This window comes from Allosphingosinicella sp. (assembly GCF_036387215.1).
Classification (GTDB): Bacteria; Pseudomonadota; Alphaproteobacteria; order Sphingomonadales; family Sphingomonadaceae; genus Allosphingosinicella.
The window spans coordinates 1-13634 of sequence record NZ_DASVUE010000296.1 but is presented as its reverse complement, the minus strand read 5'-3'; the positions used below and the strand labels follow the sequence as shown (position 1 = coordinate 13634).

Genomic DNA, 13634 nt, shown 5'->3' with positions numbered 1-13634 from the left:
CGAGATTGTCGACCGTCGCCACCACCTCGTAGCCGGCGTCCGTCAGCATATGCTCGTTGTCGAACGCGACCAGCGGCTCGTCCTCGACGATCGCGATGCGGCGGATTGTTCTTTGACGCTTACCGAACAGCATTTACTAGGGCGGTCCCGCCTCCCGATGATCGATGTACCTGCGTAACGAAGGAGTTGCAGCCGGTATCCGGGGAGCCAGCGTCGTTCCGGCGCATTTACTTGTCCGGCCGTCCCGGCGGCCGCGTGAAAGGACCGACTTCGTGCCGAAACCGCCCTCCCCGCGCGGACCCCGCCGCCCCGGCGCGTCCGCAGGACGCCCGCAGCGCCCGCGCCGCGCGGGAGCCGGGGAGCAGCCGCGACCGGAGCGGACGCCAAGGCCTGAGCGGGGGCCGAAAGGTGAGCGCGCCCAGCCGGCCGAAAGAAAGCAGCGCCCCGACCGCGGACCTGCCCCCGATCGGAAGCCCCGCCCCGACCGCGCTCCTGCCGCGCAGAGGAAGCCGCGCCCCGAACGCGGCCTCGCCGCGGAGCGGAAGCCGCGGGCCGTGAGGATGCGTTCCGACGGGAGTGCCGCGGACCAGCCGCGCGAGACGTTCCGGGAAGGCGAGCCGCAGCGCATCGCCAAGCTGCTCGCCCGCGCCGGAATTGCCTCGCGCCGCGAGATCGAGCGGATGATCGCCGACCGCCGCATCGCCCTCGACGGAGTCGCGCTCGAGACGCCGGCGACGATCCTCACCTCGCTGAAAGGCGTCACGGTGGACGGAAAGCCGGTCCGCCCCGCCGCCGACACGCGCCTGTTCCTGTTCCACAAGCCCGCAGGCCTCCTCACCGCCGAGCGCGATTTCTCGGGCCGCCCGACAATCTACGACCGCTTGCCGAAAGACCTGCCGCGGCTGATGCCGGTCGGGAGGCTCGACCTCAACACCGAGGGGCTTCTGCTCCTCACCAACGACGGCGAGTTCAAGCGCCAGCTCGAACTCCCCGCCACAGGCGTCGAGCGCACCTACCGCGCACGCGTGTTCGGCGAGGTGACGCAGGACCAGCTCGAAGGCCTCATCCAGGGCATCGAGATCGACGGCATCCGCTACGGCCCGATCGATGCGAACATGGAGCGGCGCACCGGAAGCAATTTCTGGGTCGAGATGCGCCTCCGCGAAGGCAAGAACCGCGAAGTGCGCCGGGTGCTCGAGCATCTCGGCCTCCAGGTCTCCCGCCTGATCCGCATCGCATACGGTCCGTTCGTGCTGGAGGATCTGCCGACCGGCCAGGTGGGGGAAGTGCGCCAGCACGAGCTGGTCGAGTTCCGGAAGAGCCTGAATCCTCCCCGGTACGGGGAGGGGGACCTTGCGAAGCATGGTGGAGGGGGCCCTCAGCGTGGCACGGAGCCCCCTCCACCACGGCGCACCGCGCCGCGGTCCCCCTCCCCGTCCCGGGGAGGACCCAAGTGAGGATCATCGCTGGCGAATGGCGCGGGCGGCCCCTGATGGCGCCCGAGGGCCGGGCAACCCGCCCGACCAGCGACCGCGCCCGTGAGGGGCTGTTCTCGATGCTCCAGAGCCGCGTCGGCAGCTTCGAGGGGCTCGCCGTCGCCGACCTCTTCGCCGGCACCGGCGCGCTCGGCCTCGAGGCCCTCTCCCGAGGCGCAGCGCACTGCATCTTCGCCGACACCGACCGGAACGCGATCGCGTCCATCCAGCGCAACCTTGCCGCCTTCGGCGCGGCCTCCCGCGCCGACGTCCGCAGCCAGAGCGTCGAGCATGCTCCCGCCCCCGCTGCGCCGCGCGATATCATCTTCCTCGATCCGCCCTACGCCACCGGCCTCGCCGCAATGGCGCTTGCCCGCATCTGCAACCCCGCCTGGGTGGCGCCGGGCGGCCTCGTCAGCCTCGAGGCGGACGGCGAGCGCCTCCCCGCCCCCGCCGGCTTCTCGGTCGAGGCCGAGCGCCGCTTCGGCAAGGCGCACCTGCTTTTGCTCCGCCGCGACTCCTAGACGTCGGGCGGGAACCGGTCGAAGGCCGGCAGCTCCTGCATCGTCCGAGCCCAGCCGATGCTCTCTGCGAGCTGGATCTGCTCGATCGGCTGCACCGCATCGGGGTCATCGAGCGTCGCGATCTGCACGTCGATGAGACCGGCGAAGATCACGTCGTTCAGGTAGAAGAGGCTCGTTCCGCATCCGGGGCAGAATTGCCGCCGGCCATGCTCCGACGAGGCGTAGGTGGAAAGCTCCCCGGTAGTTTCGACCTGCTCCTGGCGGTAGATCGCCCAGCCGACCACCGGCGCACCGGTGTGCCGCCGGCAGTCGGTGCAATGGCAAAGCCCCGCCCGGGCCGGCTCCCCCTCGATGCGGTACCGCACGGCCCCGCAATGGCATCCGCCTTCTTGCATCGTCCTGCCTCCCGCAGCCGCTTATAACGCAGGCGAAAAGGTTGCTCTAGTGGCCGCCGTTCCCTAATCGTTCGCGAGTGAATCACGTCGCCCCCGCCCCTTCCGAGCCGGCCTATCTGAGCGGCCTCAACGAGCCGCAGCGGGAGGCCGTGCTGACGACGGAGGGGCCGGTGCTGGTCCTCGCCGGCGCAGGCACGGGCAAGACCGCCGCGCTCACCGCCCGGCTCGCGCATCTCGTGGCTACTCGCCGCGCCTGGCCGTCCGAAATCCTCTCCGTCACCTTCACCAACAAGGCGGCGCGGGAGATGAAGGAGCGGGTCGGGCGCATCATCGGCGAGGCGGTGGAGGGCATGCCCTGGCTCGGCACCTTCCACGCGATCGGCGCCCGGATGCTCCGCCGCCATGCCGAGCTGGTGGGGCTCCAGTCCAACTTCACCATCCTCGATACGGACGACCAGCTCCGCCTGTTGAAGCAGCTCATCACCGCCGCCGACATCGACGAGAAGCGTTGGCCCGCGCGTCAGCTCGGCGGCCTGATCGACCGTTGGAAGAACCGGGGCTGGGAGCCGCGCCAGGTCGATGCCGCAGAGAGCGAAAGCTACGCCAACGGCAAGGGCGCGGCACTCTATCTCGCCTATCAAGAGCGGCTGAAGACTCTGAACGCCTGCGACTTCGGCGACCTTCTGCTGCACATGCTGACCATCCTGCGCACGCACCGCGACGTGCTTGAACACTATCAGCAGCGCTTCAAATATATCCTCGTCGACGAATATCAGGACACTAATCAGAGCCAGTATCTCTGGCTCCGGCTGCTGGCGCAGGAGCGGAAGAACATCTGCTGCGTCGGCGACGACGACCAGTCGATCTATTCCTGGCGCGGCGCGGAGGTCGCCAACATCCTTCGCTTCGAAATCGACTTCCCCGGCGCGAAGATCATCCGGCTCGAGCAGAATTACCGTTCGACGCCGCACATCCTCGGCGCGGCTTCCGGCGTCATCGCTCAGAATAGCGGACGGCTCGGAAAGACGCTCTGGACCGAGCACGACACGGGCGAGAAGGTCAGCGTCATCGGCGTGTGGGACGGGCCGGAGGAAGCGCGGCGGATCGGCGAGGAGATCGAGAGCCTTCAGCGCCGCGGCGCCCGACTGGACGACGTCGCGATCCTCGTCCGCGCCCAGTTCCAGACGCGCGAGCTTGAAGACCGCTTCATCGCGATCGGCCTTCCCTACCGGATCGTCGGCGGCTTCCGCTTCTACGAGCGCGCCGAAATCCGCGACGCGCTTGCCTATCTGCGCGTCATCGCGCAGCCCGCCGACGACCTCGCCTTCGAACGCATCGTCAACACGCCGAAGCGCGGCCTCGGCGACAAGGCGGTGGGCAAGGTCCATAGCTTCGCCCGAGCCGCCGGCGTGTCGCTCTTCTCCGCCGCCGCGCAGATCCTCGACACGGACGAGCTCGCCGGCGCCGCCCGCAAATCGCTCGGGAACCTCGTCGCCGATTTCGCCCGCTGGCGATCGCGCCTCGGCGAGTTGCCGCACCCGGAGCTCGCGCGCCTCGTGCTCGATGAGAGCGGCTACACCGCGATGCTCCAGGCGGACCGCTCGGCGGAAAGCGCCGGCCGGCTCGAGAACCTCACCGAGCTTACCCGTGCGATGGAGGAATATGAGACGCTCGGCGCCTTCCTGGAGCACGTTTCGCTGGTGATGGAGAACGATGCCGCCCGGGACGAGGAGAAGGTCACCATCATGACCATCCACGCCGCCAAAGGGCTCGAATTCGACACCGTCTTCCTCGCCGGCTGGGAGGAAGGCGTGTTCCCCTCGCAGCGCGCGCTCGACGAAGGCGGCAACGCTTCGCTCGAGGAAGAGCGCCGCCTCGCCTACGTCGCGATCACGAGAGCGCGGCGTAAGTGCTTCATCGTCCACGCCGCCAACCGCCGCATCTACGGCCAGTGGACGTCGAGCATCCCGAGCCGCTTCGTCGCCGAGCTTCCGCCCGCCCATGTCGATCAGGAGACGACGATGTCGGGCGGCGAGAGCCTCTGGCGCGCAAATTGGTCGGAGCGCGCAGACCCCTTCGCCAACGTCCAGCGCGGCAACAGCCGCGGCCCCGGCTGGCAGCGCGCCGTCTCCGGCGGCTTCGAGCGCACGCCGCCGCGGATCATCGAAGCGCGAGCGTCGGCAGTCAGTCTCGGCAACCCCGGGAGGAGCGACATCTCGCTGGGCCAGCGCGTCTTCCACTCGAAGTTCGGCTACGGCACAGTCGCGGCGATCGAGGGCAACAAGCTCGAGATCGACTTCGAGCATGCCGGCCGGAAGCGGGTGCTGGACAGCTTCGTCAGCATCGCCTGAGCGCCGGCTCTAGTCCCCGCCGAGCAGCGGCAATGCCCGGGCGACGGCGCAGGATCCGGAGCAAAGCTCCCTCTTCGGCGGCCATCCAAGATCGGCTCGCGAAGGCGGCGAATAATGAAGATCGCAGCTCACGAGCGTCTTGCCATAGACGATCTCCGACCGGCACCGGCCGGTGCGCGACAAGCCGAAATTGCGGTAGGCCTGGGCCTCGTCGGGAGTGGAGGGTTCGAAGCCGAGGCTGCGGAGCGGGCCCCGGTGATTGGCGATGGCGCGATGGGCTTGGTGCCCGAGCCCCGCCACCGGCCACATCGGCAGGTTCCCCCCCACGCGAACCAAGCGCACGTCGCGCGGCATTGCGGCTGCGGCGAAGCCCAAAGGCTGATCGCCGGCCAGCACGAACATAGCTCCGGGCGCGTAGAGCTCGGACGATGCGAGCGAGGGAACCATCCTCGACTGGAACGGGACATGCCCCCAGTCCGGATGCCGCCCCCAGGTGATCAGCCATGCTGAAACGAGCGTGAAGGCGACCAGAGCGGCACTCCGGCTCCGGATCATCGCCAGGAACAGGAGCATCAGCATGACCCCCGTGAGGATCTCGACCGGGATCAGATAGCGGTGGATCGCAAAGGTGCCGATCCAGATGGCGAAGGCGGAGCCGAAGAAGGTCCACGCCAGCATCCGGCGCCGGGACAGCCCCTTATCCGCCGCATCTGCCTGGCCCCGGCGGCGGACCGACAAGGCCGCCGCGACCGGCGCGAGCAGCAGCAACAGCGCGAACCGGGCGTCCCGGAACGGAAGCTCCGAAGAGACCAGCGCCGCGCCCTTGGCCCAGGCGAAAGGATAAGCGAGCGCCCAGAGCGGGCCGGACGGAATGTACCTGATGTCGGCCGCGTGCCCCTGCCGGATCGCCTCCGGCATGCCCTCCGCCACGGGAGACCGGAACAGGCCGTTGAAATAGGGAAAAAAGGGGTTCCCATATTCCGACCAGAGGAACCAGGCCCACCATCCGCCGCCCGCCAGGAAACCCGCCGCGCCTCCCGCGGCCAATGCCGCCACGGAAGCAAGACGGCCCGCCGGCCAGCCAATGGCAAGCACCGCCGCAAGCATCGCCGCGGCATAGACGCCGTTGGTGAGCTTGAGACCGGTGACCAGTCCGAGCAGCAGACCCGATGCGGCCAGCAGCCACAAGCTTCGCCGCCGCTCCGACCGCTGGCCGAGGAGAGCGCAAAGCAGCGCCAGCGACACCGGCGCGGCAGCCCAGGCATCGACCATGGTCGTGCCGGCCTCGCTCAGGAACATCGGCCCGGTCAGCCCGACCGAAGCCGCGACGAAGGCAAGGTGCGGACGGAGCCTGTGCGGCTCCTGCAGCTCGATTGCGATCAGGTAGACCAGAGGTGCCGAGACCGCAGCCAAGGCCGCCGACAGTAGGGCGTAAGCGACGCTGCCGAAGCTTTCCGCGACAAGATATTGGAAAACATAAGGAAGCGGATTCAGCCAGGTCTGTAGCTGCGACGGCGCGATGTGCCACCGATAGGTGTCCGTCAGGAAGAGATGGGCGTTGCCCACATGATAGTTCAGCTGATCCCAATTGGCGTCCTGCCCGCGCCCGGAGGCGAAAACCGGAAGCAGCAGCCCGAACAGGAGCGTGACGGCGATTAGCCCCTGCCTTTCGTCCCGAAGCAGCGCGCAGCTCGCCAAAGCGAGCGATAGAGCCGCTAGCGCAAGGACCGGCGGCTGCGGCACCAGGCCCCAGCCGCCCTGCAGCCCGTATGAATAGAGCGCCGCGCCCGCCAGGCCCGCCACGACCAGCGGTCGGGCAAAGCCCCTTGCTCCGCTCCGCGAGCGACGCGCCGCGACCATTTCACGAGCGCCCCCGCGGCTCTTCACGTCAAGCTCCGGCTGGAAAAGGAGCCGCGTGCGGCGAGGAGGTCATGGTTGCGACCAGCCACGCCGCCGCCGCCGCTTACCAGGGCTTGGGCAGCTTTCCGAGCGGCGACTTCTTCTTGGCAGACTCGGCGGCCGGAGCCGCGGGTGCACCCGTTTCGTCCGAACTGCCGGACGAAGCGGCTGCTTCCCCGCCGGCCGGACTGCAGGCGAGCGATCCCCCGACCGAGATGATAAAGTCGCTGCGCACCACGTCGCGGTCCTTGCCGCAATACATGTCCTTGGTGAGTATCGTGTACCAGACGGCGCTCGGCTGCGACCGGTCGACCTCGGCGATCGTGCCGACCTTGCGGACCGAAGGATCGCTGGACAGGGTGTAGGTGACCACCGCCCCCTTCGCCAGCTTCTCGAATTGCGCCTGCGCGGCAGTCCCTGAAACCAGGGCTGCGGACAGGCTTGCGGCGAACGCGATGCGCGTCGCCAGAGCGAACTTCGATGACATGATCAGATTGCTCCCACCCCCCGATGGAAAAGGCGATATGCTACGGATCGAAGCGGCGGTCAATTGGGCCGAAATCGGCGAGGCTCACCCCGTCGAACTCCCTGGCGGCGCCATTGCCGCCGCGCCGCGCTCCGCCTAAGGCGCGGCACTGATGACCGGTGCTCCCTCCCCGTTCGCGATCCGCGATTTCCGTTTCTACTGGACGGCGCGGCTCGCCTCCACGATCGCCCAGATGAGCATGGTGATCGTGATCGGCTGGCAGGTCTACGACATCGCCCGCCAGACGATGGATACGCGCTCGGCCGCGCTTCAGCTCGGCTGGATCGGCGTGGTCCAGTTCGTGCCGCTCTTCGTGCTGACGCTCGTCACCGGCTGGACGGCTGACCGGGTCGACCGCCGCCTCATCGCCCGCGCCTCGATCGCGCTGGAGATCGTCTGCGCCGCCATCCTCGCCTGGTACGCCTATCGCGGGGCGACGACGCTTCCGATCCTGTTCGTCGTTGCAGCCCTGCTCGGCGTCGCACGTGCTTTCGCAGCGCCGGCGCTCAGCGCGCTCGCGCCGAACCTCGTCCCGCGCGAGATCCTGCCGCGTGCGATCGCCGCAAGCTCGATCGCCTGGCAATCGGGCGCGATCGCCGGCCCGGCGCTCGGCGGCTATCTCTACGCCTGGGCGCCGGTCATGCCCTATGCCGTCAGCGCCGGCCTCTTCACCCTTGCGCTCATCTGCATGTTCCTGATCCGGCCGATTGCGCGCACCGAAATCGGCGGCTCGCGCAACCCCTGGAAGCAGATGGTGGACGGGCTCCACTACGTCCGGCGCAACCGGCTCGTGCTCGGCGCGATCTCGCTCGATCTGTTCGCGGTGCTGCTCGGCGGAGCGACGGCTATGCTTCCCGTCTTCGCGCGCGATATCCTGCATGCAGGCCCAACCGGGCTCGGCCATCTTCGCGCCGCACCCGCACTCGGCGCAACGCTCACCGCAATCTACTTCTCGTTCCGGCCGCTGAAGGTCAACGTGGGCGTGAAGATGCTCGCCGCGGTCGGGGTGTTCGGCGCCGCCACGGTCGTATTCGGCCTCTCGCGCTGGATGCCGCTCTCGCTCTTCTGCCTGGCCCTCCTCGGCTCCGCCGACATGTTCTCCGTCTATATCCGCCAGTCGCTGATCCAGCTCTACACGCCGAACGAGATGCGCGGGCGCGTCGGCGCCGTCTCGACGCTCTTCATCTCCGCCTCGAACGAACTCGGGGAGGCGGAATCCGGCTTCCTTGCCGCGCTCGTCGGGCCGGTGATCGCGGTCGTCGCCGGCGGCATCGGGGCGATCGGAGTTACCCTGCTCTGGGCCAAATGGTTTCCCGAGCTCCGCCTTGCGCGCAGCTTCGATCCACCCAATCTGAGCGACGAGCCCAAACCCAAGGAGCAATCGACATGAAGGCGGCAAACATCCTGGAGACGATCGGCGGCACGCCCCACATCCGGGTGAACCGCTTGTTCGGGGATGCCGAGGTCTGGATCAAGTCGGAGCGGGCCAATCCCGGCGGCTCGATCAAGGACCGGATCGCGCTCGCCATGGTCGAGGATGCCGAGCGCTCGGGCGCGCTGAAGCCGGGCGGGACGATCATCGAGCCGACCAGCGGCAATACCGGCATCGGCCTGGCGATGGTCGCCGCGGTGAAGGGCTACAAGCTCGTCCTCGTCATGCCCGAGAGCATGAGCCTCGAGCGGCGGCGGCTGATGCTGGCCTATGGCGCGACCTTCGATCTGACGCCCAAGGAAAAGGGCATGAAGGGCGCCATTGCCCGAGCGCAGGAGCTGATCGCCGAAACCCCGGGCTCATGGATGCCGCAGCAGTTCGAAAATCCTGCGAACATCGACGTCCATGTCCGTACCACCGCGCAGGAAGTCCTGAACGACTTCCGTGACAATCCGATCGACGTGATCATCACCGGGGTCGGCACCGGCGGCCACATCACCGCCTGCGCCGAAGTCCTGAAGAAGGAATGGCCGAACCTCAAGGTGTTCGCGGTCGAGCCGACCCTGTCCCCCGTCATCTCGGGCGGACAGCCGGGTCCGCACCCGATCCAGGGCATCGGCGCCGGCTTCGTTCCCGCCAACCTGCACACCGACGCGATCGATGGGGTCATCCAGGTCGATCCCGCAGATGCCAAGGATTGGGCCCGCCGCTCCGCCCGCGAAGAAGGGACGCTCGTCGGCATCAGCTCCGGTGCGAGCCTCGCAGCGATCGCCCAGAAGCTGAAGGAGCTTCCCGAAGGCACCCGCATCCTGGGCTTCAACTACGATACGGGCGAGCGCTACCTGTCGGTCCCGGACTTCCTGCCCGAAAGCTGAAGCGGAACCGGTTCGCGCCGAGCGCCGTTAGGTCTGCTCCTATGACCGATCTCCAAGTCCTTGACGCCGCCAGCTTCGAGCCGCCGCCCGAAGCGGTCGATTTCTATGTCGAGAGCCTGAGGCTCCTGAAGGAGAGCGGCATTCCGTTCCTCCTGTCCGGCACCTACGCCCTCTCCTGCTTCACGGGCATCGTCCGGGCGACCAAGGATCTCGACGTTTTCTGCAAGCCGAGCGACGCGCCCAAGATCCTCGCCTTCTTCAAGTCCAAAGGCTACGAAATCGAGATCGAGGACGAACGCTGGATCGGGAAGGTCTGGCAGGGCGACAACTTCTTCGACGTCATCTTCAACATCTCCTCGGCCTCAATCCCGATCACGGAGGACTGGTTCGAGCAGGTCTATGAGGCCGAGGTCTACGGCACGACGGTGCGCGTCACTCCGCCGACGCAGTTCATCCTCTCGAAGCTCTTCCTCCAGACCCGCTACCGCTACGATGCCGCGGACGTGGTCCACACGATCCTGATCAAGCATGAGGAGATCGACTGGAAGTGGCTGCTCTCCTCGATGGACCTCTATTGGGAAGTGCTGCTGATCAACGTCCTCAATTTCCGCTTCGTCTATCCCACCGAGCGCGACCTCATCCCCCGCTGGCTCTATGACGAGCTGATGGAGCGCCTGAAGGCCCAGGACGAGATGCCGCCGGCGAGCGTCAAGATCTGCCGCGGCCGACTGATCAGCCCGACCGACTATGTGATCGACGTCAGCGAGTGGGGCTTTGCGGACGTGGTCGGCAAGGGGGTCGACGAGAAGCATGAACGACCGAAGCACTGAGCCTCCCACAGGGGCGATCACGGTCGCTGCGATCGGCGATCTCCACGTGCGGGAGGACAGCGAACGCAGCTACCGCGCGCTGTTCGAGGAGATTTCCGAGGTTGCGGACGTGCTTGCGCTCGCCGGCGACCTCACCGATTTCGGCAAGAGCGGCGAAGCGGAGCGGCTGGCGGAAGACCTTCGTGCCTGCACCATCCCGATCGTGGGCGTGCTCGGCAACCACGATTTCGAAAGCGGCCAGCCCGGCAAGGTGGCGGAAATCCTGGGGCAAGCGGGCCTCAAGCTTCTCGACGACCAGGCGACGGTGATCGAAGGCGTCGGCTTTGCCGGCGTTAAAGGCTTTCTCGGCGGCTTCGACCGCGGCGAGCTCGGCGCGTTCGGCGAGGATGCGGTGAAGGTCTTCGTCGACGAGGCGATGAACGAGGCGCGCAAGCTCGAGAATCAGTTGCGCACGCTCCGGACCGACCGGGCGATGGCGGTGCTCCACTACGCGCCGATCCCGGCCACCGTCGAGGGCGAGCCGCTGCAAATATATCCCTTCCTGGGCTCCTCGCGCCTCGCCGACGCGGTCGACAGGTTCGACAACGTCAAGGCCGTCGTCCACGGCCACGCCCATCGCGGCGCCTTCCGCGGCGAGACGCCGAAGGGCGTTCCCGTCTACAATGTCGCGCAATTCGTGGTGCAGGAGGCCGAGGGCCGCCCCTATGCCCTCATCGAGATCTGAGGGGCGGCGCCGCGCATGAAGCCGATGGACGAACGGCATCTGGCGGTCTTCCGGCGCCACATGGTCGAAGTGGTCGACGTCCATTTCGACCTTTCGGGCGAGGAGATCGGCACCGACGTGCTCGAGGAACGGGTGCGGGAAGCGATGCTGCAGGTGCCGCGCCACCTCTTCGTGCCGGTCCAGCTCGCCGCGGTCGCCTATCATGACGGGCCGCTTCCGATCGGCTTCGACAAGACCATCTCGCAGCCGTTCATCGGCGCCCTGATGCTGGACCTGCTGGAGATCGAGCCGGGGCACCGGGTGCTCGAGGTCGGGACCGGCCTTGGATACCAGGCAGCCCTGATGGCGGAGCTCGGCGCCCGCGTCTGGAGCGTCGAGATCGTCGAGGAATTCGCAAGCGAGGCCGGGGTGCGGCTGCTGGCCGCGGGCTATGCGAACGTGGCGGTGCGCATCGGCGACGGCTCGCGCGGTTGGACGGAGCATGCGCCGTTCGACCGGATCCTCGTCACCGCCGCCGCGCCCTCGCCGCCCGAGGCGCTGCTGGACCAGCTTGCGCCCGGCGGGCGGATGGTGATCCCGCTCGGCGGCAAGGATGTTCAGCAATTGAGCGTCGTGGAAAAGGACTCGGCCGGGGCTGCGGCCGTCCGCGAAGTGATTCCCGTCCGTTTCACCCAGCTCGAAACGATGGCCTGAGGAGCCGGGATCAGACCATTGTAAACGCTCCTTAAAGCCTATCGTGCGATGGCGGCGCATCACTCAGGAGCGCATATGCCCGCCCAGGAACTGAAACGCTGCAGCGGTTGCCGGGACGGCGCATCGCTCGGCTTCGATTTCTCGATGGCTTTCCAGCCGATCGTCGACATGGAGACCGGCTCGCCCTTCGCCTTCGAGGCTCTGATCCGGGGCACCGGCGGCGAAAGCGCAGGGAGCGTCCTGGCGCAGGTCACCGAGGAGAACCGCTACGCCTTCGACCAGAAATGCCGGGTGAAGGCGATCGAGACCGCGGCCGAAGCAGGCATTCTGGGCACGCCCGCGCGCCTCTCGATCAACTTCCTCCCGAAAGCCGTCTATTCGCCGCAGGCCTGCATCCAGCTCACGCTCAAGACGGCGCGCGCGAACGATTTCCCCATCAGCCGCCTCATCTTCGAATTCACGGAGAATGAGGAGATGGCGGACCCCGCCCACGTCGCCAACATCGTCTCCTCCTATCAGCAGATGGGGTTCGGCACCGCCCTCGACGATTTCGGCGCCGGCCATGCCGGGCTCAGCCTCCTCGCCCGCTTCCAGCCCGACATCATCAAGATCGACATGGAGCTGGTCCGCGGCATCGAGTGCAGCCTGCCGCGCCGCGTGATCGTGAGCGGCATCGTCAGCATGTGCCGCGAGCTCGGCATCACGCTTATTGCGGAGGGGGTGGAAACGGAGGCGGAGATGCGCGCGCTCCGAAGCCTCGGCATCCGCTATCTACAAGGCTTCCTGCTCGCGCGGCCGGCTTACGAGCAGCTGCCGCAGGTGTCTCTGCCGAGCGAGGATTTGCGCCTCCGCGCATGAGCGGGAGGCAACTTATTGCACTGCACAACGTTCCTGACCCGAACCCAGCCGCCTTCCGCGCGCTGAAGCAAGATCAGGAATTTAAGAATGTCCGACGGTACCGCGTCCACCCAAAAAGCTGTCTCCAAGAAATCGAAAAAGGGCGACAGCCGCCTCTGGAGCTGGGCCGCCGGCGCGGCAGCCGCCGGCGCAGCGCTCGGCGGTGCGGCGCTGTTCAACCGCGGCAAGGCGAAGCAAGCGGAGCGCGAGAATCCGCCGCTCGGCGAATTCATGACCGTCAGCGGCGTACGCCTCCACTATTTGGTGCGGGGCGAAGGCCCGCCGATCGTGCTTCTGCACGGGAACGGCACGATGATCGAGGATTGGATCGCCTCGGGGCTGATGGATAGGCTCGCGGAGCGGAACCGGGTGATCGCCTTCGATCGGCCGGGCTTCGGCCATAGCGAGCGGCCGCGATCGCAAATCTGGACCCCGTCGGCGCAGGCGGCTCTGATTGCCGAGGCCCTGGACGAGCTGAACGTCGAGCAGGCGCTTGTGGTCGGCCACAGCTTCGGCACCTTGGTCGCGCTGGCACTGGCGATGGATCATCCCCTGAAGGTTGCAGCGCTGACACTGCTGGGCGGCTATTATTTCCCGTCGGCGCGGGCGGATGTGCTGTTCGCCTCTCAGCCTGCGGTGCCGGTGGTCGGCGACGTGATGCGCCACACTGTTTCGCCCCTGCTCGGGGCAGCACTTACTCCCGGGGTCAGCGCGCGGATCTTTGCTCCCGCACCGGTTCCGGCGAGCTGGACCCAAGGCTTTCCCATCGAGATGACGCTCCGCCCGTCGCAGATCCGAGCGGAGGCCGCCGAGGCGGCGCTGATGATCCCTGCCGCAGCAGCGCTTGCACCGCGCCTCGAGGGGTTGGACCTGCCGGTGACGATCATCGCCGGTGCAGGCGACAAGATGGTCGACACCGCCGGGCAGTCGAAGCGGCTCTCGGAAACGGTGCCACAAAGCCGCTATATCGAGATCGAAGGCGCGGGGCACATGGTCCATCACACCGCTCACAG

13 protein-coding genes are annotated in these 13634 nt (G+C 67.5%); 10 read left to right on the top strand and 3 right to left on the bottom strand.

Annotated features, from left to right (window positions below):
* The first annotated feature begins 560 nt into the window (after window positions 1–560).
* The gene (locus VF662_RS12060; RefSeq protein WP_464141488.1) at window positions 561–1457 is read left to right on the top strand and encodes a pseudouridine synthase; all 897 of its coding nucleotides are present in this window, start codon (window positions 561–563) and stop codon (window positions 1455–1457) included.
* Window positions 1454–1999 carry a 16S rRNA (guanine(966)-N(2))-methyltransferase RsmD gene (gene rsmD / locus VF662_RS12055; RefSeq protein ID WP_464141486.1) on the top strand — a complete coding sequence of 182 codons (546 nt, stop codon included), beginning with the start codon at window positions 1454–1456 and terminating at the stop codon, window positions 1997–1999. Before VF662_RS12060 ends, rsmD begins: the two co-directional genes overlap by 4 nt.
* Here rsmD and VF662_RS12050 read toward each other — a convergent pair.
* Window positions 1996–2394: a GFA family protein gene (locus VF662_RS12050; protein ID WP_464141484.1), complete on the bottom strand. Its 399-nt coding sequence runs from the start codon at window positions 2392–2394 to the stop codon at window positions 1996–1998. The genes rsmD and VF662_RS12050 overlap by 4 nt on opposite strands.
* Before the next feature lie 77 nt (window positions 2395–2471).
* Between VF662_RS12050 and VF662_RS12045 the strand changes: the two genes are divergently transcribed.
* Window positions 2472–4745 carry an ATP-dependent helicase gene (locus VF662_RS12045; protein ID WP_464141481.1) on the top strand — a complete coding sequence of 758 codons (2274 nt, stop codon included), beginning with the start codon at window positions 2472–2474 and terminating at the stop codon, window positions 4743–4745.
* A gap of 9 nt (window positions 4746–4754) precedes the next feature.
* On the opposite strand, the gene VF662_RS12040 is transcribed toward VF662_RS12045, so the two are convergent.
* Together VF662_RS12040 and VF662_RS12035 are read right to left on the bottom strand one after the other, a co-directional pair.
* Window positions 4755–6632 carry a hypothetical protein gene (locus VF662_RS12040; protein ID WP_464141479.1) on the bottom strand — a complete coding sequence of 626 codons (1878 nt, stop codon included), beginning with the start codon at window positions 6630–6632 and terminating at the stop codon, window positions 4755–4757.
* A 76-nt stretch (window positions 6633–6708) separates the two neighbouring features.
* A complete protein-coding gene (locus VF662_RS12035; protein ID WP_464141477.1) occupies window positions 6709–7131 on the bottom strand; it encodes a hypothetical protein in 423 nt (140 codons plus the stop codon).
* 151 nt (window positions 7132–7282) lie between these two features.
* Between VF662_RS12035 and VF662_RS12030 the strand changes: the two genes are divergently transcribed.
* From VF662_RS12030 to VF662_RS12000, 7 genes are all read left to right on the top strand, one after another.
* Complete coding sequence (locus VF662_RS12030; RefSeq protein ID WP_464141475.1) at window positions 7283–8560, top strand: MFS transporter; 1278 nt, start codon at window positions 7283–7285, stop codon at window positions 8558–8560.
* A complete protein-coding gene (gene cysK, locus VF662_RS12025; RefSeq protein ID WP_464141473.1) occupies window positions 8557–9477 on the top strand; it encodes a cysteine synthase A in 921 nt (306 codons plus the stop codon). The genes VF662_RS12030 and cysK overlap by 4 nt, the downstream gene beginning before the upstream one ends.
* Window positions 9478–9518: 41 nt before the next feature.
* Complete coding sequence (locus VF662_RS12020; protein WP_464141471.1) at window positions 9519–10307, top strand: nucleotidyltransferase family protein; 789 nt, start codon at window positions 9519–9521, stop codon at window positions 10305–10307.
* A complete protein-coding gene (locus VF662_RS12015) occupies window positions 10288–11031 on the top strand; it encodes a metallophosphoesterase family protein (protein WP_464141469.1) in 744 nt (247 codons plus the stop codon). Before VF662_RS12020 ends, VF662_RS12015 begins: the two co-directional genes overlap by 20 nt.
* 15 nt (window positions 11032–11046) lie before the next feature.
* The gene (locus tag VF662_RS12010; protein WP_464141466.1) at window positions 11047–11724 is read left to right on the top strand and encodes a protein-L-isoaspartate(D-aspartate) O-methyltransferase; all 678 of its coding nucleotides are present in this window, start codon (window positions 11047–11049) and stop codon (window positions 11722–11724) included.
* 75 nt (window positions 11725–11799) lie between these two features.
* Entirely contained in the window at window positions 11800–12582 is a 783-nt protein-coding gene (locus tag VF662_RS12005) for an EAL domain-containing protein (protein ID WP_464141463.1), read from the top strand.
* Window positions 12583–12669: 87 nt separating this feature from the next.
* The coding region (locus VF662_RS12000; protein WP_464141461.1) for an alpha/beta fold hydrolase at window positions 12670–13634 on the top strand (965 nt) is incomplete at its 3' end.